The organism is Phaeocystidibacter marisrubri, from assembly GCF_008933165.1.
GTDB classification, from domain to species: Bacteria; Bacteroidota; Bacteroidia; order Flavobacteriales; family Schleiferiaceae; genus Phaeocystidibacter; species Phaeocystidibacter marisrubri.
The window spans coordinates 1,484,755-1,507,313 of sequence record NZ_WBVQ01000001.1 but is presented as its reverse complement, the minus strand read 5'-3'; the positions used below and the strand labels follow the sequence as shown (position 1 = coordinate 1,507,313).

The following is a 22,559-nucleotide window of genomic DNA, read 5'->3' as shown; positions in this document are numbered from 1 at the left end:
TAGCCTCCCCGTACCAGTACCTAGCACTATTCACATTTCACCGCTCGTTTTGTTAATAACTCCAACTTGTCGGGGGAAGGCTTTCTACGTAACTTGAAAGTTCCCTCTGAGACGATAGATGATTCCTGTAACATATTGATAGTTAGATGTTTTTAGTATTCGATACTGAGACCACCGGTTTACCAAAAGACTTTAAGGCGCCAATTACCGATACGGACAATTGGCCCCGGGTCGTTCAGATTGCCTGGCAGCTTCACGGTGCCAAAGGCGAGTTGATTGAACAGGTTGAATACTTGATCAAGCCGGATGGATTTGATATTCCGTTTGAATCGGAACAAATTCACGGTATTTCTACGGCATTGGCAGAGCGCGATGGTGTGCCTCTTCGCGAGGCGATGGAGCACTTTGTTCGCACGTTGAAGGTTTCGAAATTCAACGTTGGTCAGAATGTGGGCTTCGATATCAATGTGGTAGGTTGTGAACTCTATCGCTTGGGCTTGGATAGTCCCATGTTGGAAATGCCTGTACTCGATACTTGTACCGAGGTTACAGCTCAGCTTTGCCAGATTCCCGGAGGTAGAGGAGGGAAGTTCAAGCTTCCAACCCTGACGGAATTACACCAGCACTTGTTTGGTGAAGCCTTCGGTGAAGCGCACAATGCAACAGCCGACGTGGAAGCCACAACGCGCTGTTTCCTCGAGTTGATTCGAACCGGTGTCTTTAAGCGCGAACAGCTGGGCTTTGACGATACTATGGTTCGCGATTTCGTGCAGGCGAATCCGGATGTTATCCAAACCATCGGACTCAAGCACCGCAACCTGAAGAAGCAAAGTGAAGCAATTCGCAAAGCGGAACAAAAGGAAGCGGGTATTGCTATTTCTGATGAGGCGATTGATGAAAACCTCGATCGACTCTCGGAAGTAAAGTTTGCTCACCTTCACAACCACACTCAATTTTCCATTCTTCAAGCGGTTACGGATATCCGATCCCTTGTGAATCGTGCGGGTAAGGAAGGAATGCCTGCGGTGGCTATGACCGATTTGGGCAACTTGATGGGCGCTTTCCACTTTGTGAAGGCCGTAGGCGACTACAATAAGAGTGTGGCTCAAGGGGCGAAAGATGCCGAGGCAAAAGGAGAGCCATTCGACCAAGTTCCAATGAAGGCCGTTGTGGGCTGTGAGTTCTTCGTTTGTGGCGATCGTCTCAATAAATCTGTGAAAGACAATGGGTTCCAAATACCCATGTTGGCCAAGAATAAAGCGGGTTATCTGAACATGGCCAAGATGAGTTCGGAAGGATTCATCAACGGTTTCTACTATGTGCCAAGAATTGACAAGGACTTGATTGTTCAGCACAAGGAGAATGTGATGGTAACCACAGGTGGACTTCAGGGAGAGGTGCCACAGCTCATTTTGAACGTGGGTGAAAAACAGGCTGAAGAGGCCTTTGTTTGGTGGCACGAACAGTTTGGCGATGATTTTTATGTGGAATTAAACCGACATAATCTGCCGGAAGAAGACCGCGTAAACGAAGTCCTTCTGCGCTTTGCCAAGCAGTATGGTGTTAAGTGCATTGCCGCCAATAACACGTTCTATTTAGATAAAAAAGATGCGGAAGCACACGATATCCTCCTCTGTGTAAAAGAAGGTGAGAAGAAATCGACTCCTATTGGCAGAGGTAGAGGCTATCGCTATGGTTTCCCGAACGATGAGTTCTACTTCAAGTCGCAAGACGAGATGAAGAAGCTCTTTGCCGATATTCCAGAAGCCATTGAGAATATCAGTGAGATTCTGGATAAGGTGGAGCCTTTTGAATTGGCTCGCGATGTCTTATTGCCAGCTTTCGATATTCCAGAGCAATTCCAAGATCCACAGGATGAGGTGGATGGAGGGAAGCGCGGGGAGAATGCCTTTCTTCGTCACCTTACGTATGAAGGGGCGGTACGACGCTATGATGAGATTACTGACGAGATTCGAGAGCGCCTCGACTTTGAGTTGGAGACCATTGCGAATACAGGGTATCCGGGTTACTTCTTGATTGTTCAAGATTTCTGTAATGCGGCCCGAGATATGGGTGTTAGCGTTGGTCCGGGTCGTGGTTCTGCCGCGGGTTCTGCCGTTGCGTACTGTATCGGTATTACCAATGTTGATCCTATTGCATACGATCTACTTTTTGAGAGATTCTTGAATCCTGAACGTGTGTCCCTTCCCGATATCGATATCGATTTTGACGATAGAGGTCGAGAGAAGGTGATCCAATACGTAATCGACAAATATGGATCGAGCCAAGTAGCTCAGATTATCACATACGGTACGATGGCAGCAAAGTCATCGATTAAAGATACCGCCCGTGTACTCGATTTGCCCTTCGACGTAGCCGATCGTCTCACCAAGATGATGCCGGATACCACGTTGAACAAGCTCATGGCCATGGACGAAAAGACCATGAAGAGCAAGTTCCGAGCAGAGGATTTGGACAAGGCAAACTCCATGGTTCAGGCATTCCAAAAGACCGATATTGAAGGGATTACCCTCAAGCAGGCCCATACTTTAGAGGGTTCAGTTCGCTCAACGGGGATTCACGCTTGTGGGGTGATCATCACGCCTTCGGATATTCGCGAACTCGTTCCAGTGAGCTTGGCGAAGGATTCGGATATGTGGTGTACCCAGTTCGACAACTCGGTGGTGGAAAGTGCGGGTCTCTTGAAAATGGACTTCCTCGGACTCAAAACCTTGACCCTCATTAAAGATGCAGTGGTCATGGTGAAGGAGAACCATGGAGTGGACTTGGATATGGAAGCCATTCCCATTGATGATAGAAAGACCTACGAGCTTTTCCAACGCGGTGAAACCGTAGGGGTGTTCCAGTACGAATCTGCCGGTATGCAGAAGTATCTGAAGGATTTAAAGCCAACGGTGTTTGCGGATTTGATTGCGATGAACGCACTGTATCGTCCGGGACCATTGGAGTACATTCCTTCCTTCGTTCGCCGTAAACACGGAATAGAGGAAATCACGTACGACCTCGATGATATGCAGGAATATCTAGAGGAAACCTATGGTATTACGGTATATCAGGAGCAAGTTATGTTGCTCTCTCAAAAATTGGCAGGGTTTACCAAAGGTGAAGCGGATACCCTCCGTAAGGCCATGGGTAAGAAGATCTTTGCCTTACTAGAAACGCTCAAACCAAAGTTCATCAACGGTGGTAAAGACCGTGGTCATGATGAAGACAAACTGAATAAGGTTTGGAAGGACTGGGAGGCATTTGCATCCTACGCCTTCAACAAATCTCACTCTACCTGTTATGCGTGGGTGGCTTATCAAACGGCTTATCTAAAAGCGCATTACCCTGCGGAATACATGGCGTCCGTGTTGAGCAACAACATGAACGACATCAAGCAGGTGACCTTCTTCATGGAGGAATGTCGACGAATGCATATTCCAGTTCTCTTACCGGATGTGAACGAATCGTCGTACGTGTTTACCGTGAACGATGAAGGTGCGATTCGCTTCGGGCTGGGAGGTATGCGCGGTGTAGGTGGAAATGCTGTAGACCACTTGGTAGCAGAACGCAAGAAGAATGGGGAGTACAAGGGAATTTTCGATTTCCTAAAGCGCGTGGATTTGCGCATTGTAAACCGTAAAACCATCGAGAGTTTGGCTCTCGGTGGAGCATTCGACAGTTTTGAAAATGAACACCGAGCTATCTACTTTGCCGATGAAATGGGCGATGGGCGTTCCTTCTTAGAGCGCGCCATCAAGTACGCTCAGAACGTGAAGGCCAGTGAGGAATCGGCACAAGTTTCCCTCTTTGGTGAGTCTTCCGAAGTTCAAATTCCAGAGCCACCTCTTCCAGATGTGGAGAAATGGTCGAGGATTCAGCAGCTCAATCGTGAGAAAGAAGTGAACGGGATGTACTTGAGTTCACACCCGTTAGACGATTTTCGTTATGAGATCAATGCCTTCTGTAACCAAAATGTAGAGGCATTTGTTGATGAACACACCTTGGTGGGAAGAGAGATTCATGTGGCGGGCATTGTGACCGATGTTCAGCACAGAGTTTCGAAGAACGGAAAGGAATTCGGCTTCTTTACGTTAGAAGACTTGAGAGGTTCGCATGAATTCCGACTTTTTGGTGAACCGTACTTGCGATTCAAACACTTCTTGGTGACCAATCAAATGATCTTCATGAAGGCCAAGGTTTCGAAGCGTTCATGGGAAAAAGATGGAGAGGTGATTGAACGTATCAATGTGGACATTTTCGATATGAAGCTCCTCCAAGAAATCATGGAAGAGTTGAGTAAATCCTTAGACGTTTCACTCCGTTTGGATGAACTTGACGAGTACCTGATGGACAAGATAGAAGCGGCACTGACGCGACATCCCGGAAAAAAGAAGGTGGCCTTTCACGTTATTGATTCTACCGAGAACATATTCGTTAAGCTTCCGAGCCGGACCCGAAGGGTAGAGATTTCCAAGGAACTTCTCGACCAGTTGCACGAGATCGATGAGCTCCAGGTCAAACTCAACTGATAGATTCCATCAATAGTAAGAATGCTAACTTTGCACCGTTTTAAAAGCACATGAAGCACATTTTTCTAACTCTAGCTCTTCTCATTGGAACTACTCTCGTGGCTCAGGTTAATCAAACCGATGCTCAGGGGAGAAAGCAGGGACAGTGGGAAAAGAAATATGAGAACAGTAATCAGGTACGCTATCGCGGTGAGTTTCACAACGATATTCCCATTGGGACATTTACGTATTTCCACCAAAGCGGTGCCCGTTTGTCGGTTATTGAATACAGAGGAGAAACAGGTGTGGGGTATGCTACCATGTACGAACGCGGAGGCTGGAAAATGGCCGAAGGAATTTTCGTGAACGAAAAGCGAGATAGTACGTGGAGATATTACGGACCAGATGGAGATTTGGTCTCTACTATCAATTGGAAGAAGGGAGAGAAAGACGGGGTTGAAACCATTCTATACCACGACGGTAGCATTGCTGAAACCATTACTTGGGCAGCCGGTGTGAAAGAGGGAGAATGGGTTCAGAAGTTCCCCGACGGTAGTACGCGAGCAAGAGGTGTTTACGCCAATGGTCGACTGCATGGAGACGTGATGTACTACGGACAAGAAGGACGACCTGAATACATTGGGTCGTATGTGAATGGACTGAAGGATGGCAATTGGTACATCTTTAAAGGTGGTCGTCAGCATATTAAGGAGATCTATGACATGGGAACTTTATTGGATTCAGAATGTTTGAATTCAGAAGGTTGTCCAGAGTTAGAGGAGAGTGAAACAGATGAGTAGAGTAGTAGTAGGACTTAGTGGTGGAGTAGATTCCAGTGTTGCCGCATACTTGTTACAACAGCAAGGTCATGAGGTAATTGGTCTTTTCATGCGCAATTGGGTGGATGAAAGTGTCACCCTCCACGATGAATGTCCTTGGATTGAAGATTCTAACGATGCCATGATGGTGGCGGAAGCTCTCGGTATTCCGTTCCAAGTAGTGGATCTCAGTGCTGAATACAAGGAGCGAATTGTAGATTACATGTTCGCTGAATACGAAGCGGGAAGAACGCCGAACCCAGATGTTCTTTGCAACCGCGAAATCAAGTTTGATACATTTTTAGATACGGCCCTGAAGCTGGGGGCAGATTATGTGGCCACTGGTCACTACTGCCGACGTGGCGAGGTGGAAGTAGAGGGGGAGCCCGTTTATCAATTGCTAGCTGGCGTTGATAAGAATAAAGATCAATCGTACTTCTTGTGTCAGTTGAATCAGTTTCAATTGAGCAAGGCTCTTTTCCCAATTGGACATTTGGAGAAGAGTGAAGTGCGCAAAATTGCCATGGAGCAAGGCTTCGTTACAGCAGAAAAGAAGGATAGCCAAGGGTTGTGCTTTATTGGGAAAGTGCGTCTTCCTGATTTCCTTCAACAACAACTCAAGCCAAAGAAGGGCCAAATCATCAATATAGATGCAAATGCCCCTGCCTTTGCCAATGCGATTCCTGCTGGAGATTACAGCGAACCTGATTTGGAAGGATGGAGCACTCCCGCAACTCTAACGCCCGAAATGGGTAAAGTGGTGGGCGAACACAACGGTGCTCATTACTTTACCGTGGGGCAACGCAAAGGATTAATGGTGGGTGGAACGCCAGAACCCTTGTTCGTTATTGGTACCGATGTAGAGAAAAATATCATCTACACCGGAATGGGTGATTCTCATCCAGGACTCTACCGCAAGGCCTTGTTCATTAAAAATGACGAATTGCATTGGGTGCGTGAAGACCTGCAACTGAAGATCGGTGAATCGAAAGACTTCAGCGTCCGCATACGTTATCGCCAACCGCTTCAAGCAGCCACTCTGTATCGCGAGGCCAACGGTTTGTACATTGTTTTCGTAGAGTCTCAAAAGGCTATTACCCCCGGACAATTTGCCGCATGGTATCAGGATGCTGAATTGGTAGGCTCCGGCGTGATTCATTAGTAAATATGAAGCGATATTTATTCCTAGCATTTCTACTCTTATCAACGGTTTCCACCCTTGCACAGCAGAAGTATTGGTTGGAAGCGCCATTGGATAAAAGAGGGTGGATTGAATCCCCAGGATGCAGAGGAATCTTAATGTCGTCTATAGATTGGGATGCTCTTCCGTTACCAGCCCTTTCGGAAAGAGCCTATCAAAGAAGAGAACGCCAAAGGATTCCTATTCGTCAAACCGATTATTCGCATAGAGACCCAAGTTTTGAAGCGAAGTTGAAAGATATAGGTTTGGAAATCCACGGATATTCCCGCTGGTTCAACTCCTATAGTATCTCATTGCCTTCTGAAGATTTCAACCTAGAAGAACTGAAAGCGCTTTACACGGATCGTGAAGTGGAGTTAATTCCAGTCCGAACCCTTGGTCGCCTGGAGGCTCCACAAACTTCCCCAGTTTTAGATGAAACTCCCATTCCCAGTGCTGCTGCGGCTCCTACTAGTCACCTCTACAATTACGGTCAAGCATGGGCGCAAACAGAAATGGTACACGGTGAAGCCCTACACGATTTGGGCTATGACGGTTCAGGTATGTTGATTGGGGTGATTGATGGTGCTTTCTTTAATGCCGATAACATTGGTCCTCTTTACCAAGTATTTCAGCAAGGCAGAGTTCTGGCTACTTACGATTTTGTGAATGGCGATACCAATGTGTTTCGTCCTGTAGGTTCTCACGGAACCCGCGTTTGGTCCATTATGGCCGCCGATTTGGAACCGCAATTTGTGGGTTCAGCTCCTCGTGCATCCTACGTTCTTCTTCGTTCTGAAGATGACGAGAGCGAGAGTAAAGTAGAGGAAGACAATTGGATTTTCGCCATGGAGTTTGCCGATAGCATGGGCGTGGATGTCATCAACAGTTCTTTGGGTTACAACGTGTTTGATACCGATCCGTCATACTTCCCTTCCGATATGGAAGGAAGAACCGCCATCGTTACGCGCGGTGCTGTAATGGCACACAGAGTGGGCATGGTGGTGATGAACAGTGCGGGTAACTCGGGAGCTTCTTCTTGGAGAATTATTACAGCTCCTGCCGATGCCGATAGCATTCTGAGTATTGGTGCGGTGGATTCCCTCGGACAAGTGGCTGCGTTCTCCAGCCGTGGGCCAACCGCCGATGGTCGTATTAAGCCCGATGTTTCTGCCCAAGGTGTACTTACGGCTCATTTGGGAACGAGTGGAACGGTAACTCGTGGAAATGGAACCAGCTTTTCTTCTCCTTTGCTAGCAGGTTTTGTAACATGCTTCTGGCAGGCCAATCCCAATGCGACCAACTACGAAATAATGGATTGGGTTCGTCAGAGTGCTTCTCATTATGCACGTCCCAACAACGATATAGGTTACGGTATCCCGAACTTTCAATTTGCCATGGAATTATCGGGTACGCTCAGTCCAAATCCCAGTATTTTCTACCCCAACCCTAGTGCAGGGGCGTTATATGTTAAGATGAAGTCGGACGAAAAGGCGACTTATCAAATCATCGACATCAACGGTAGGGTAATAGCTGATGGAACCTTAGGTTTTGCTCGAAATGATCGGATATTATTTCCTTTGGGAGCGGCTAATGGTCTGTACCAAGTTCGCGTGATTCAGGGAGATGAAGTAACCGTAGAAAAGGTCCTTCTTCAGCGACCATAAATCCTCCATTCTTCTGCTTGGTGTTGGTTGGTGAAAGGCCTATTTTCACGCTCCTAACCGACATCTTGTTCAATTGTATGAAGAATAGAGTCACCTCACTTTTTGGAATCCAATACCCCATTGTCCAAGCCGGAATGATCTGGTGTTCGGGATGGGAGCTTGCTTCGGCTGCTTCTAATGCGGGTATATTGGGCATTATAGGTTCGGGTTCCATGTATCCAGAAGTTTTGCGCGATCACATCCGCAAAACCAAAGCGGCTACCGATAAATCCTTTGGTGTGAATGTGCCGATGTTGTATCCCGATATCGACAAGCACATGCAAATTATCATTGAAGAAGGCGTGAAGATCGTCTTTACTTCAGCGGGCAATCCGAAAACATGGACCGCTCATTTGAAGGAGCATGGCATTACGGTGGTACACGTGGTAAGCAGCGTAAAGTTTGCCTTGAAAGCGCAAGCCGCAGGGGTGGATGCCGTGGTAGCCGAGGGTTTTGAAGCAGGAGGTCACAACGGTAGAGATGAAACAACCACTCTTTGTTTGATTCCAATGGTGAAGGAACAATTGGAGATTCCGCTCATTGCCGCAGGCGGTATTGGAACCGGACGAGGCATGTTGGCTGCAATGACTTTAGGAGCCGATGGAGTTCAAATTGGAAGTCGATTCGTAACTTCTCACGAGTCTTCTGGACACGAGTCTTTCAAAAAGGCTGTAGTAGAGGCTGCTGAAGGAGATACCATGCTTACCTTGAAGGAGTTGGCTCCAGTTCGCCTCATCAAGAATAAGTTCTTTAACGATGTTCAAGCGGCCTATGCCAATGGAGCAACCGTAGAAGATTTGAAAGAAGTACTGGGACGTGCCCGCGCTAAGAAGGGCATGTTTGAAGGAGATATGGTAGAAGGAGAATTGGAGATTGGTCAGATTTCTGGCTTGATTCACTCCGTAAAATCTACCGCGGAAATTGTAGATGAAATAGTTACTGAATACGAAGCTGCTCGAACTATGATCAGCAGTCAAGATTGGAAACTCAATGGGTAATACATTGAAACATGCGGTCATTTTGGCCGGCGGAAAAGGCACGCGTTTATCGGAGATTCGTCAGGATGTTCCCAAGCCTATGATGCCGGTTGATGGCAAGCCACTTCTACAATATCAATTGGAAATGTGTGCGGCTCAAGGTATTGAGCGCGTAACGTTATTGGTCAATCACCTCAAAGATTCCATCATAGAACACTTTGGGACGTCCTTTCAAGGTGTCACTATCGATTATTATGAAGAGAAATCTCCTTTGGGAACCGTTGGTGGTGTGAAGGCCATTGAAGATCGCATTGAAGAGGACTTCTTGGTTCTGTATGGAGATGTGATGATGGAAATGGACCTTCATCGATTGTATCAATTCCACCTGGATAAGAAGAGCGAAGCCACGCTAGTGGTGCATCCCAATGATCACCCATACGACAGTGATTTAGTTGAGCTCAATCCAAACGATGAGGTGACGGCCTTTTTGTCCAAGCCGCATGCTGAAGGTCTTCGATATCACAATTGCGTGAATGCTGCAGCGTATGTCTTTTCCCCTTCCGTATTATCCCGACTCGAAAGTGGGGTGAAGGCTGATTTTGGTAAGGACATTTTTCCATCTTGGGTGGGCGAAGTTCGCATGTATGGGTATTCTACCACAGAATATTTGAAGGACATGGGGACACCTGACCGATTGGCTAGAGTGGAAGGAGACGTGAAGAGCGGTAAAGTAGCTCGACGTTCGCTGACGCATCCGCAGAAATGCATTTTTTTAGATCGAGATGGGGTGTTGAATTACGACACCGATCTCATTGATAAACCCGAAGATTTAGAACTGTATCCTTGGACGGCTCCATCCCTCCAAAAAATCAATCGTTCGGATTATTTGAGCGTGGTAACTACCAACCAAAGTGTAGTGGCTCGTGGAATGACGGATGAGGCAGGTTTAGCCGAAATCCACAAGAAAATGGAAACGGAGCTAGGGGAGCAGCACGCTTTTGTGGACGCCATCTACTATTGTCCACATCACCCGCACGGCGGATACGAAGGTGAGCGTCCGGAGTATAAAATCGACTGTGATTGTAGGAAGCCAAAGCCAGGTATGATAATGAAAGCGGCCAAGCGATTCAACATCGACTTGCGTCAGAGCTGGATGATTGGCGATAGCTCCCGCGATATTGAGTCGGGTAAAGCCGCGGGTGTGCGCACCATTGCGCTTCGCACCGGTCACGGAGGGATTTCCCTCAACGCACGTCCTGATTTCCACTTCGACAATTTGGAAGACGCCGTTCATTTTATCTTGACCAATCCATTTGAAGAGCATTTTGCCCGCATACGAAAACAGATGGCTCACACTCGCAAAACGCCTTTGGTGATTGGGGTTGGCGGGCAATCGCGTTCAGGCAAGACCAGCTTTGTAAGCGATATGATGTACCGTTTGGCTCAATCGGGAATACAGAGCATACGTCTTCCGCTAGATCAATGGATTCGCCCAAAATCCGACCGAACTCCTGAAGAAAACGTCTACCACAACTTTAGAGTCGACAAGATGAAAGAGGACATCAAAGTCTTCTTATCGGGATCCTCCATCCAGATTCCGGGATATGCAGATCACCCGCAGCGCATGGCCTTTTCTATTCACGCCAAGTGGAGTGGAGAGCCTATCGTGTTTGTGGAGGGGGTACCTGCCTTGGTTGATGAAGAAATGGCCTCTATTTACGATTACAAAGTTTTTGTAGAAGTGGATGAAGAGAAGAGGAGAACCCGTTTCAATCGCCTTTATGAATGGAAGGGAAAAACTGCATCCGAAATTGAGGATTTGTACGCGCTGCGCATGCGTGGGGAGTATGAAATCATCAAACAAGGGCGTACCTTCGCTGACGACACCGTATTGACATGATCATAACTAAAACCCCGTTTAGAATCAGTTTTGTTGGGGGAGGTTCCGATTTGGAAGCCTTTTACTCCACACATCCTGGTGCTGTATTGAGTACGAGTATTGACAAGTACATGTATATATCGAGTCATAAGTTCTTTGAGCCCGACAAGATTCGTACGAAGTATTCAGAAACAGAAACTGTAGATAGAGTAGAGGATTTGAAGCACAACTTGCTTCGAACCATTTTACAGAGACGACAGATTTCTGGAGGAATTGAAATCAGTTCCATTGCCGATGTTCCTGCGGGTACAGGCATGGGGTCTTCCAGTAGTTTCACCGTGGGGGTGCTTCACAATCTTTCAGCCTATCAAAATCAATACGTTTCTAAGGAGACGTTGGCCAAGGAGGCATGTGAGATTGAAATCGATATTCTCAAAGAACCCATTGGAAAGCAAGACCAATATGCCGCTGCTTATGGCGGGTTGAATGTGATTGAGTTCAAGCCCAATGGTCACGTTTCTGTAGAGCCCCTTCATTTGAGCAAGGAAGCCGATGCTGACTTGCAATCTCATTTGATGATGTTCTACATTGGCAATCAGCGAAGTGCATCTAGCATTTTGGCGGAACAAAAGAAGAACACCTCGCAAGAAGACAAGCACAAAGCCCTGGTACAAATGGTGAGCTTGGTGTACGATCTCCGCGATGCCCTTACGTCCAATAACTGGGACGGTATGGGAGAGATTCTTCACGAAAACTGGATGCTCAAGCAGAGTTTAGCGAGCGGCATTACCAATCCTATGATTACCGAGTTGTACGATGCGGCACGAGCAGCAGGTGCAACCGGCGGTAAATTGCTAGGAGCAGGTGGGGGAGGCTTTATGCTCTTTTATTGCACTCCAGATAAACAAGATAAGGTGCGTTCTGCGTTACAGAAAGTACGTCCCTTCCATTTCAAGTTTGAAAGAGAAGGCAGCAAATTGATACACTATGGCGACCAATAAGCATATCAGCAGTTACATTGAAACCGTAAAGGCCACTCTCGACAATCTTGATGCGCAAGCATTGGATCAATTGATTGAAGCCTTTGCCACCACTTACGAAGCAGGCGGCAACATCTACACCATGGGCAACGGCGGATCGGGTGCTTCGGCATCTCACGCAGCCGGCGACTTCCTCAAGGGAGCTAGCTACGGCCTAGACAAGCGTTTCAAAATGATCTGCTTGAACGACAACCTGCCCAGCATGATGGCCATTGCTAACGACATTGGTTGGTCCGACATCTTTATTGAGCCCCTCAAGAACTTCTTAGGTCCAAACGACCTCGTTATCGGCATCAGCGGAAGCGGCAACTCTTCCAACGTTGTCAAAGCCCTAGAATACGCCAAAGAACGCGGCGTTACCACCGTAGCTATGACCGGCTTTAAAGGTGGTAAAATTGGCCAAATCGCCGACCTACACGTTCACGCACCAGTCATGGACATGGAAGTTACCGAAGACATTCACATGGTCATCTTCAACATTGTAAAGAAAGCGATGATGGAGCGATACTTGGGCGAGAACCCGAGTATGGGTGGGACGTATGATTCGAGAGTAAGCTAGAATACTGGTAGTCTGGTATACTAGAGTACTAGCGTACTGTTAGCATATAATGGAAAAGCCCTCGATTTTGGTCGGGGGCTTTTTTGTTGTGGGGAACGGTTAGTATATGAAAAGTAGGCGATTACGAAGTACTAAACTTTCGGTTAAGCACAAAGTCTGATACGAGCCAAAAGTCTTCATATTCTTGCTGTTCCGCCTATTTTTTATATACATTGTTATGCCTTCGCCTTTTATTTTAGTGGGTTATAAAAATTTTTTTGTTCTGAGTTTGACTTGAGACCATATAGCGTATTCATGAAGAGTGATAAAGTATGTCAATAAATATTCAATCAAAAGGTAAATTATCAAAGAGACTTTCTTCTATTTCCATAGTTTCTATCATCTCACTTTCGATAAGAAACAAATCATTCAACGCTCTGGTAATGGCCACGTATTTAAGATTTACTTCTTGTGTTTTTTCCCAGTCCTTTTGTTGAATTCTGAAGTAAGGCAGTTCGTCATAGTTAATTATAAAGACTCTTTCATTTTCAAGACCTTTGGCTCTATGAATGGTTGAAAGTTTTATTGGATTTGCACTATCAGAGATGTATTCTTTAATGACTTTCAATATGTCATTCATTGTTTCGCACTGTGACTTCCACTGGATATATTTTTTAGATAGAAATGTTAGCTTGGTGTTTAAATAGTCATGCTCTGTTTCGATATATATTTTTCTTTCCGTGCTGTCCATGATTCGTTGAGCATTCTTCTCAATTATATAGTTCCATCTTCTTGTTACAGATTGTTTCAGCTGTTCAAAACCATTAGGAAGAGTACTAATGACTATGTTCAGTTCTTCTACTTTGAAGATGTTTTTAATTTCATTGATAATCTCAGTGACTTCATCCTGATGGATTTGAACTTTGATGTTTTTGTCAATGAAACTAAAAACCAGAATAATGATTGGAGATCGAAGTCGAGAAATAATTAAATCACCAGGCTTGGCTAATTTTACTACGTCTTCAAAGTGAATGGATGTGACAGTGCCTTCTTCTTGTTTTGATCCAGAAATGTCTGTCCGTATGGTTTTTGCCAATTCGATTACTTTCTTTGGACAACGAAAGCACGTTGTAAGTGGTAGTTGTTTCGCTTTTGTAAAATCTTTTACCCTTTGAAAAGATTCAATATCTGCGCCAGTAAACCCATAAATGGATTGACTTGGATCACCTACAGCTAATATTCTTCCTTCTCTATGGCCGTATTTAGCAGCTACTGCAAATTGTGATTTGGATAGGTCTTGGCATTCGTCGATAAATAGGAACTCAAATTTATTATTCGGCTGTAACTTCCATTCATATGGTAAGTAGAGCATGTCTGTGAAGTCAATTATCATACTCCTTTCTGATAGTGAATTCCCTGCTTGAAGAACAATCCTATGAGCTTCAAAGTAACATTGAATCTCAAGATTAAAGTTTTCCTTCGTGAGTTCTATTTCGTTGAAAATACCAAAGTGAGTAACAAGGCTAATAAATTCAGAAAGATTGTCTTTTGAAAGGGTTGATCGATACTTCTGATTTATTTCTATCAACCTCGTATTAATGCTATAGATTAGGTTGTTAGCTGCAAAATTTTTCTTGTCATCAAATTCGTCAAATTCAATATCATTTATTTCTAAAAGTTTCTTGTAGATTGGTTCAAGCTGATCTATGATTTCGGGCGATTTTAGAATATCACGATACTTTGATTGAATGAGTTTAATAGGTTGACCCGTATTGTTATTGTCTTGTATTATCTGCCTTCCAAGAGCATGAATGGTTTTGACTGTAACCTCATTTAATCCTAAGTTGTGAAATTTTTGAGCGATGTCATTCGAAATGCTATTGTTGAAAGCACAAAAAAGTATTTTCCTCTTGTCCTTCACGAACTTAGCACATTCCATGATTGTCGTTGTTTTCCCCGCTCCAGCAACGGCATCAATTATTCCATGGCCAGATTGATTTTCAACGAAATCAAAAATGTTCTTTTGTTCAGTTGTGAATTGCATTTGACTATTTATTTGAATGTGGTTGGAGTTTTACGATGAAAAATGTGTCTCAAAGAGCATATGAAACATTTATTGTTTAGACACGGTGACTGTTTTTGGACTTTTAAAAGTAGTTTTAGAGAGCGGTTAGTTAGTCCATACTGATTAGGTCTAGAGACAAAAATGTGCAATACGTAAAACCGCGTATAAGGGAACAGTCCTTGAAAATAATTAGAAGTTTATATTATGACGTGTTGGTAAGTGGATTAGGTAGATGTGAGTATTTCTATTTAAAATCGTCCTTATACTTTTTGTAGTTGTCGTTGTCTTTCCAAAACGAATAGCATTCTTTCATGCGTTCCAATTCAAAATCTTTATCTGATTTTAACTCGTCCCATTGCTTTCCGTAGATTTCGCTACAGAGCTTATAAAAACCATCGCCTTGTTCTCTGTCTTTGGATTTATGGATGATCAAGGCGCTCAACAAGGGTCTTCCGTTGTTGTACTCATACATGGAGATTTCGCCTAATATTTCTCCGATATATTTTCTGTGATGTTCGTTTTTGAAGTTCAGCCCTAACATTAGTTGTTCGTTGAGTTGGGAATAACTCCACGGTGTCTTATTTCTGGCCAGCTCAATGAGCTTACTCCGGATATCTTTTTCCATCAGTTACAATTTTTCTAAACCTGTAAGCCAGGTTTGTAGTTCGTCCAGTATGCGTGCGTCTCTATTTTGTCGTCTTGTTGGATCTGATTTATCAATTTCCTCAACATTGATGAAAACATGCAGCCAACCATTAGAGCGACCATACTGAGATGTTAAGTGTCTTCGACCCTTTCCGCGAGTTCTACAGGAACAAATAATAATATCCGGGGATTCTAGTTCTCCGGTAGTAGTCTTGAGGTTGTCGACCTTTTTTACTTGGTATTCATCGTCACCTGATGAGTTTATTCCAATAGTCAGGTTGTTTATGGTCAATACACCGAATGTGTCTTTCTCAAGATTGTTGGGGTCGTAGCCAACCGTGTTAGGACAACCGTAATTAGTAATGATCCAGTCAACTGTTTGATTGATCTTGGTTGTTTTCCCAGTGTTTGATATTCCTTTAAGTATGAATATTTTTTTCATTCGTTGTTGCCTTGGTATTGATGTCTAATATTTAAGAATTGGAAAAGCCACGCGATATCTGAAATAATGTCTAGATATCTTGAGAATCTCTCCCATCCAATAAGTCGTAGTGTTGTCTTCGAGAGCGGTTAGTTAGTCCCTACAAGTTAGGGAACTAGAGAAAGGCGCGCAATACGTATAACTACGTATACACCGTATGGAAGAATTACAGGTTCAGAATTCTGTGGTCGGGGGGGAGGGAAAGTACTAGGAGATTACCACCAATTTTATGAATATCGGGTTTGTTCGCTAGGGGAGTCCGTTTTTACGTCAGGGATGTATCACTCACACATCTGATGTGTTGGCTATTTTCTTATTGGATGAGTCGCCATGTTTGATGATCCTTTGTCTTGTATTGAACAATTCCTCTTTTGGGTGTCCAAATCAATTGAATGACGTCCGTTGGATCTAGTCCTGTGCAATTGTGCTGAATGAGAAAGTGGTCTCCGTGGTTTTCATCCTTTTTTAAGGAATCCATGGGTGGAAGCATTCCATGAGATCCATTAAACTGAATTTCAAATCTAGCGGGTTTATTGACGTCCCACTTTGTTGCAGTTAAGAAGCTTCTGTCTTGGCTATAAACGTCACCTTGTGGTCCACCAAAGCTTACAAGTCTTGGTTTTCCTGGAGGAATGGTTTGGTATTCAATCCAGCAAGACTGAGGGTTTCCTGAGTACCCTTCACTCAGTCCATTATATCTGATGTCTTTGCTTACAATGGTAATAGAGTCATAGTCTCCTACGTCACTTTTAAAGATCAATGTATCACCCACATGGTAAGTATGGATCGTGAGCAAGTCTTGGTCGTCAAAAGCTTTGACGGCAGGACTAAGCCGTGAAAATGCTCGTGATGAAGAATAGGATTATGAGTCTTTTCATTGGATGAAATATCAAACGGTTCGATTGTGAATCATGTAACTGTCGATTGAGCACTACACTCGATATGCCTGTTATGACGCGGATTTGTGTCTGCTTCGCCAATTCAGCTTTCACCTTGTAAGCGGTGACTTTCTAATTTTTCAATCGTACGTATAATACGTTCACCAAACTGCTTTATTTCTCCTGTGGTACCATCAAGTCCATATTCCATTTCATAGATGATTGGCTCTGAGTTTGGTTTGTCAAGTGTGAATTCAAAATACAATCCACATCCATCATTGCAATCTGGACATCCAAAAACGTTTCTTGTGCTGTCCGATTTTAGAATAGATTCTGGAATGCTATTGATCAATTCAAATCCGATTTTTTGTGATTCTCGCGACATTTCAGTCTCACATCTTAATCCTCCATCTTTGAAGTATGAATCGGTTGTATCTGTCCAAAATGTTGTGGCATTTCCAATGAGATAATGGGAGTACATTCTAGTACATTCTTCGATACAATGGCCACAAAAGGAACCATAGGTGACATTAATTATTCTAGGTCGTATGTCGACGGTTCTTGCCGCTGAATCCTTGTATAAAGTATCCGCCATTTCAAGATTTGAAGAGTCATTATCCGTTTTACCAGAATTACAACTTAACGAAATTGTTAGTAAACAAAGAGTCAGTAATGGATTGATCATTTTCATTCCCGCTTGCAGTTTAGTTATGCTTGGTGCTAAAGTTCTAATCAGTAGCGATTTATCTCACGCGGACTGTAGCCATAGCCTAGTGCTCTAATAGTGAAATGTAGGATAAAGTATTGATATGACGGGCTATTTGGTGCTTCAAGTCATTTGTTCGCTGAATCCCTTTTTTACGTGTACTTCTTGTAAGGCGAAGTCATTTGTTTTTAAGAAGTGTTATCGTCAGCTTATTGTACTGCTGTTCGATTTGGACTTGTTGCCCTTCTATGAATCCCAACTCTTCCAACCATCTTCCTTCAAGTCTAATTTGAGGCACAGTTGAATTGTGCAATCTTCTGGGGCGATATTTACTGTGTATTTTCAATTTTCTGTATCGGTTCATTTGTTATATAGTTACATGACGAATCTATAAAAAGAAATCGATCTGTCAAACTTTAGTATGACAAGATTGTCGTATAATAAGATGACATTTATGTTGTGACTAAAGAAGAGCTTAAAAAGAAAATCGGTCAGCGTATTGTCGAGCTAAGAACCAAGAAGGGGTGGAGTCAATCTGACCTTGCTAGGGCTTGCAATAAAGACAGGCAAGCCGTGGAGAAATTAGAGAATGGAAAGGTAAATCCTACTCTTTATTCTCTTTTGGAGGTTTCTGAGGCTTTGGAGGTCTCATTGCCAAGCCTTGTCAAATTTTAAGTTGAGATCCTTTCATTGCCATATCATATAGCTCATGAGCTACATTAATGCTGCCCTGATCACCACGTTCGAACGCCATCTTTTTGTGCTCTCGTGAGTCTGCATTGAAGGAAGAGGTGAGAGGTGTGAGATGAGAACTGAGAAAGGATAGTTTTGGATTTGGCGGTTTGATCGAGTCTAGGCTTTCATTTATCTGTTGGAAGTTTCTGTTTTCATCGACATCGCTCACATAGTACTTCGCTCCAAGCTCTTCTCGCGCATTGTAGTCTAATACTTCATGTAAGATTCGAAATTCTCAATATAATCATCCAAGTTTTCGTTGAGCATTTTTCTGTATTCGTCTACAAAGTACTGCAACGTCTCTTCTTTCGCTGACTTCATTTCCTCCGCATTACTCCATCCGCAAGCGCTAACCCAAGCATTATATCTAGCAACGCTATACATCATTGAAGCACTGACCCTGCCTCGTGTTTCATATTTTAACTGCTCGTTTGATAGATTGATGTGGTCATCCACGCGGTTAAAGAAGTTATCGTCAAGTTCTCCGTTTCGTAATTTCTGACTCATTTTAATGATGTTTTAAAATATCTATAAGTCGGTCATTGTTGGCGTACGTTATTTCTTTCTTTTTCTTCTGTTTCTTCGTCTCGGTTAATTCCATTATTTATCTCAAACACTCTGAAGTGGTCTAAACAGAAATCGGGGTCTTTAAGGTCCTCTTTAGTTGCTATTTGACAGTGTGTGTTGAATCCGCCAATTTCGAGGTATCCGTCATTATCTACATCACCGAAAATCTCTTTTGTCAATGGCTCGGTTTGTCCAACGAGTTCAACCTTCTGTCCGGTTCGTTTTAGAATGTAGAAGTAGTTCGGTTCTGGTCGGTTGTTAGCGGTAATCAAATAGAATGATGCCGAATCTGTTATGAAGACATAATCTGGGGTGAGTTCAAAGTTTTGTCCTTCTAGCTCAAGAGTTCTTGATTGAATCGTCACTTGGCTACTATCTGCTAGCTTTGCTTCAAAACGTTGATAGAGTCCAAGGTCATATGGGTCTGTCAAGTTAGAAAAAATGAATTTCAGGTCATCAATTGAGTACTCAATAGAAGGAGGTGGTTGTTCCATTGATGGATCTCCTTCCCGTATTACATCATCCAATTTGTCCGAAGTTTCCTTGTCGGGTTTTTGTTGCTGTCCGCAATGGGTCAAAGTAAGTAGAAATAGTACTTGGAGGAGTCTTTTCATAGGAATGTGTACCATTGGTTTGAGAAAGGCTATGTAGCGGTTTTGATGCCGTGTTACTGTTGATCCTCCAAGATCACATTGGCAACAGAGTGAAGACCTTGTTGGTAGCCTTTACCCGCCATAAGCTTTATGCTGTATCGTGTTTAGTTTTATTAATTTTTCTTCGTAATAATTCTTGATAATCTGATTTCCTAACTCATTCAGTGGAAGTATTCTAACCATGACACAATTTTTAGAATCCCCCCGACTTTCATTTATCTGTTAGATCAAAAGCGTTCAATTATAATTTGTCCCTTTCCCTGATTGCCTCTCGATTTACTGGAGAGCAGGGTTCAAAATTCACAATGTTCAGTTCATCGTCTATCAACCACACCTTAAATACATTGTGTGGATTGTCCGAGTTGGCAACCTCGATAAAGTAAATGGACTTTCCATCTATTTTCCATTGATAAATTAGCTCGATGATATCATTGTCCTCATTGCTTCTAATGGTATTCTTGGAAAACATATCTGGGTGAAAGATGAATTTGAACTGGTAGTAGGTATTTGCTGAAAGAATGGCATGAATGGAGTCTTGTTGAGCTGTGGTGCGCGGAATCTCACCAGAGATCATCCACTGGATCAAGGCATTTGCTGAGTCATCAGGTAAACGGCTATACTTCTCCAAATAAAAGAGGGAGTCGTTGTTTTTGTAAAAGGTATTTTGAGAAAGCTTGTAAAGAGTGAATATTCCGTTTTGGTTGACATTGCTTATATACAAGTCACCTCCGAGCTCTCCTAGCGCGTTGTACTCTATTATTTTTGAAGTGTCTGCATAAAGCTTATGAGTAGATACTGTATAGAGAATAGTGTCCCCGTGTCTTTCTTTACAAACCAAGGTTGAGTCGCAATTGAATCTCAGATCCTCTAGTCCAGAATTGGATAAGTCGTAGAATTGAATTCCTTTCTTGTGAAGCCAATTCTTGAACGTCTGTTGCTGCTCTCTTTTTTGCGCTTCACGAAAGGCAACTATACTGTCTCGTTTTACGGGATCCCAAAAGTCATGAAAGAATTTAAGTTGCTTCTCGAGATCGATGTCATGATCATTCAGTCTTCTGTGATAACTGGTATTAATGATAGAGGTCATGTCTTCGGGATGGTAGATGCCCAAGTTGTTGAAGTATAAAGATAAACGAGAACCTCCCCATAGCCTCCAGTTGTTCCGCATCCATGTTCCTGTTGAAAGATGCGCTTGGACTCTGAACTCTAATTCTGATAGGCTCTTTACATAAGACTTTATGGAGTCGTTCCAAAAACCATCCATTTGAAGGAAACAATCCTCAAGATCTTCAGGGATGTACACACCATTTAAGGTGTCGGTAATCAACCGTATGTCAACCGAATCGGCATGAATCGGTTTCATTGACTCTTGTCCAAAAGAATTCTGGTAAGCGCCAGTGCTAAATAGTGTAATAAGCAGAAAATGTACAAAGGGCCGCATGTGTGATTTGAAATTGAATCCTATTGGATATACGCAATTTAAGGTGTAGAAGTGAGGGAGGGCGAACACGGGGGGCGGGTAGCGAGATCTATGTTTTAGGTTCATTGCACGTGACTCTATGGAAGATCATTGAGTCATATGTCGCTGTAAGTGAATGAACCATCGCATAGTTGAGATAGATCAGAATAGCTATTAGAACGACCCATTTGAAATTTGCTACCAAACTTTTACTCTTTTTCTACCGCGCGAATCCTTTCGCGTGGTCATGGAAGTATGTTTTGGGTTTTAGATGTTTAAGGGGGGAGATGTTTGAGGTGTTTTAGATGTTTTAGATGTTTATGGGGGATAGCTGGGCGGTAGAAATGATTATTCAATCGCTCATCATCTGCCACCCGTCATCCGAGAACCACGCGAACGGATTCGCGCGGTAGGGGGGGGCTCCGTCTTCAGCCACCCGACATCCATCATCCATCCCCCGTCCTCCGTCACCCGTCACCCGTCATCCGAGAACTATGCGAAAGGATTCCTGCAGTAGAATCAAATGCCGGTAGCCAAGCTCCAGACTCCAAAAGCCATGCGCCTACAGCCTAATCCCTATCTTGCAGCATGACTAAAGCGGAACAGGTTCTCAACTGGTATATGGAGCTGGATATAAATGTTCAGTTGCCGGAGGATATCAAAGTGTTAAATCCCTATCGAGATATGAGCGCAACCACAAAGGATGCGTTGGTGGAGTTTTATGCGCGATTTTATGGGGATGATAAGCCGAGAAAGTTACTGATGGGAATCAATCCCGGGAGATTGGGTGCAGGGTTGACGGGTATTCCATTTACGGATACAGCAGCACTGCGATCTGTGGGAATTGAAATGCCGGAAGTGAATACAACGGAGACTTCAGCTGAGTTTGTCTGGAAACTTGTGGAGGCTTACGGAGGACCAGAACGCTTCTTTGGCGATTGGTTTATCGGTGCGGTTTCACCCTTGGGTTTTATTCGATTGAACGATAAAGGCAATTGGGTGAACTTCAATTATTATGATGATGCTGAGGTTTTCGAAATGCTCAAACCCTTTATCCTTGATCAATTGAAATTGCAAATCGAAATCGCTGGAAATGCAACCGATGCCTATCTCTTAGGAACGGGACAAAATGCCAAAGCCATGAAGACAATCAACGACGAGTACGGCCTGTTCAAATCAATCACCGCGTTGGAACATCCACGGTTCGTGATGCAATACCGTCGTAAGCGCCTTGATGAATACTTGGATAAATTCATTTCTATCCTTCGCTAACCCCCATAAAAAAGGACAACCGAAGTTGTCCCTTGCATTCATAGCGCACTGTGCTTTGTCATAAAGTTTGGTAAGTCAGCCCAATTCTATTTCTCAGTCAGTGTTTACTGAATGTATGGAAAAAAGTGCGAAGAACCAAGTGGTGAGATTGAGGGAGGGAGTTTTGGATGTTTAAGGGGTTTAAGGAGTTTTAGATGTTTGAGGAGTTTAAGATGTTTTAGGGGTTTTAGGGAGACAACAGTCGGTAGAAATGTTCTTCAGTCGCTCATCCTCCGTCTTCAGCCACCCGTCATCCATCATCCATCACCTGCCATCCACCATCTTCAAAGACCACGCGAAAGGATTCGCGCGGTAGAAGCGGGTTTGAGAGGTTTAAGGTGTTTGAGGAGTTTGAGGGGGTTTAGATGTTTAAGGAGTTTTAGATGTTTAAGGAGTTTTAGATGTTT

The 22,559-nt window shown here is 43.8% G+C and carries 19 protein-coding genes; 10 read left to right on the top strand and 9 right to left on the bottom strand.

Going from position 1 to position 22,559, the window contains the following annotated elements; translation table 11 throughout:
* Nucleotides 1-146: 146 nt before the first annotated feature.
* The 8 genes from dnaE to F8C82_RS06695 all read left to right on the top strand — a co-directional run bounded on the left by dnaE (nt 147) and on the right by F8C82_RS06695 (nt 12,673).
* The gene (gene dnaE / locus F8C82_RS06730; protein ID WP_151692779.1) at nt 147-4,535 is read left to right on the top strand and encodes a DNA polymerase III subunit alpha; all 4,389 of its coding nucleotides are present in this window, start codon (nt 147-149) and stop codon (nt 4,533-4,535) included.
* A gap of 50 nt (nt 4,536-4,585) precedes the next feature.
* Nucleotides 4,586-5,314, top strand: coding sequence for a toxin-antitoxin system YwqK family antitoxin (locus tag F8C82_RS06725; protein ID WP_151692778.1), 729 nt, complete (start codon nt 4,586-4,588; stop codon nt 5,312-5,314).
* The gene (gene mnmA, locus F8C82_RS06720; RefSeq protein WP_151692777.1) at nt 5,307-6,494 is read left to right on the top strand and encodes a tRNA 2-thiouridine(34) synthase MnmA; all 1,188 of its coding nucleotides are present in this window, start codon (nt 5,307-5,309) and stop codon (nt 6,492-6,494) included. Before F8C82_RS06725 ends, mnmA begins: the two co-directional genes overlap by 8 nt.
* Nucleotides 6,495-6,499: 5 nt before the next feature.
* Complete coding sequence (locus F8C82_RS06715; RefSeq protein WP_151692776.1) at nt 6,500-8,179, top strand: S8 family serine peptidase; 1,680 nt, start codon at nt 6,500-6,502, stop codon at nt 8,177-8,179.
* A gap of 77 nt (nt 8,180-8,256) precedes the next feature.
* Nucleotides 8,257-9,216, top strand: coding sequence for an NAD(P)H-dependent flavin oxidoreductase (locus F8C82_RS06710; RefSeq protein WP_151692775.1), 960 nt, complete (start codon nt 8,257-8,259; stop codon nt 9,214-9,216).
* Nucleotides 9,209-11,095, top strand: coding sequence for an HAD-IIIA family hydrolase (locus F8C82_RS06705; protein ID WP_151692774.1), 1,887 nt, complete (start codon nt 9,209-9,211; stop codon nt 11,093-11,095). Before F8C82_RS06710 ends, F8C82_RS06705 begins: the two co-directional genes overlap by 8 nt.
* On the top strand, nt 11,092-12,075 hold the full coding sequence (locus F8C82_RS06700; RefSeq protein ID WP_151692773.1) for a GHMP family kinase ATP-binding protein: 984 nt from the start codon (nt 11,092-11,094) through the stop codon (nt 12,073-12,075). The genes F8C82_RS06705 and F8C82_RS06700 overlap by 4 nt, the downstream gene beginning before the upstream one ends.
* Entirely contained in the window at nt 12,062-12,673 is a 612-nt protein-coding gene (locus tag F8C82_RS06695; RefSeq protein WP_151692772.1) for an SIS domain-containing protein, read from the top strand. The genes F8C82_RS06700 and F8C82_RS06695 overlap by 14 nt, the downstream gene beginning before the upstream one ends.
* 325 nt (nt 12,674-12,998) lie before the next feature.
* On the opposite strand, the gene F8C82_RS06690 is transcribed toward F8C82_RS06695, so the two are convergent.
* The 6 genes from F8C82_RS06690 to F8C82_RS06665 all read right to left on the bottom strand — a co-directional run bounded on the left by F8C82_RS06690 (nt 12,999) and on the right by F8C82_RS06665 (nt 17,791).
* Complete coding sequence (locus tag F8C82_RS06690; RefSeq protein ID WP_151692771.1) at nt 12,999-14,696, bottom strand: UvrD-helicase domain-containing protein; 1,698 nt, start codon at nt 14,694-14,696, stop codon at nt 12,999-13,001.
* 265 nt (nt 14,697-14,961) lie between these two features.
* On the bottom strand, nt 14,962-15,342 hold the full coding sequence (locus F8C82_RS06685; protein ID WP_151692770.1) for a hypothetical protein: 381 nt from the start codon (nt 15,340-15,342) through the stop codon (nt 14,962-14,964).
* A gap of 3 nt (nt 15,343-15,345) precedes the next feature.
* Nucleotides 15,346-15,804 carry a hypothetical protein gene (locus tag F8C82_RS06680; RefSeq protein WP_151692769.1) on the bottom strand — a complete coding sequence of 153 codons (459 nt, stop codon included), beginning with the start codon at nt 15,802-15,804 and terminating at the stop codon, nt 15,346-15,348.
* A 352-nt stretch (nt 15,805-16,156) separates the two neighbouring features.
* Entirely contained in the window at nt 16,157-16,639 is a 483-nt protein-coding gene (locus F8C82_RS06675) for a hypothetical protein (protein ID WP_151692768.1), read from the bottom strand.
* A gap of 185 nt (nt 16,640-16,824) precedes the next feature.
* Complete coding sequence (locus F8C82_RS06670; protein WP_151692767.1) at nt 16,825-17,412, bottom strand: hypothetical protein; 588 nt, start codon at nt 17,410-17,412, stop codon at nt 16,825-16,827.
* A gap of 193 nt (nt 17,413-17,605) precedes the next feature.
* The gene (locus F8C82_RS06665) at nt 17,606-17,791 is read right to left on the bottom strand and encodes a SymE family type I addiction module toxin (protein WP_151692766.1); all 186 of its coding nucleotides are present in this window, start codon (nt 17,789-17,791) and stop codon (nt 17,606-17,608) included.
* 95 nt (nt 17,792-17,886) lie between these two features.
* Here F8C82_RS06665 and F8C82_RS06660 point away from each other — a divergent pair, with 95 nt between their 5' ends.
* Nucleotides 17,887-18,102, top strand: coding sequence for a helix-turn-helix domain-containing protein (locus tag F8C82_RS06660; protein WP_151692765.1), 216 nt, complete (start codon nt 17,887-17,889; stop codon nt 18,100-18,102).
* A gap of 267 nt (nt 18,103-18,369) precedes the next feature.
* Here the strand turns inward: F8C82_RS06660 and F8C82_RS06655 are convergent, their stop codons facing one another.
* From F8C82_RS06655 to F8C82_RS06645, 3 genes are all read right to left on the bottom strand, one after another.
* A complete protein-coding gene (locus F8C82_RS06655) occupies nt 18,370-18,669 on the bottom strand; it encodes a DUF3144 domain-containing protein (protein WP_151692764.1) in 300 nt (99 codons plus the stop codon).
* Nucleotides 18,670-18,701: 32 nt separating this feature from the next.
* The gene (locus F8C82_RS06650) at nt 18,702-19,343 is read right to left on the bottom strand and encodes a hypothetical protein (protein WP_151692763.1); all 642 of its coding nucleotides are present in this window, start codon (nt 19,341-19,343) and stop codon (nt 18,702-18,704) included.
* A 280-nt stretch (nt 19,344-19,623) separates the two neighbouring features.
* On the bottom strand, nt 19,624-20,745 hold the full coding sequence (locus F8C82_RS06645; protein WP_151692762.1) for a DUF6794 domain-containing protein: 1,122 nt from the start codon (nt 20,743-20,745) through the stop codon (nt 19,624-19,626).
* A gap of 684 nt (nt 20,746-21,429) precedes the next feature.
* On the opposite strand from F8C82_RS06645, the gene F8C82_RS06640 reads away from it, so the two are divergent.
* Nucleotides 21,430-22,113 carry a uracil-DNA glycosylase family protein gene (locus F8C82_RS06640; RefSeq protein WP_151692761.1) on the top strand — a complete coding sequence of 228 codons (684 nt, stop codon included), beginning with the start codon at nt 21,430-21,432 and terminating at the stop codon, nt 22,111-22,113.
* Nucleotides 22,114-22,559 lie beyond the last annotated feature (446 nt).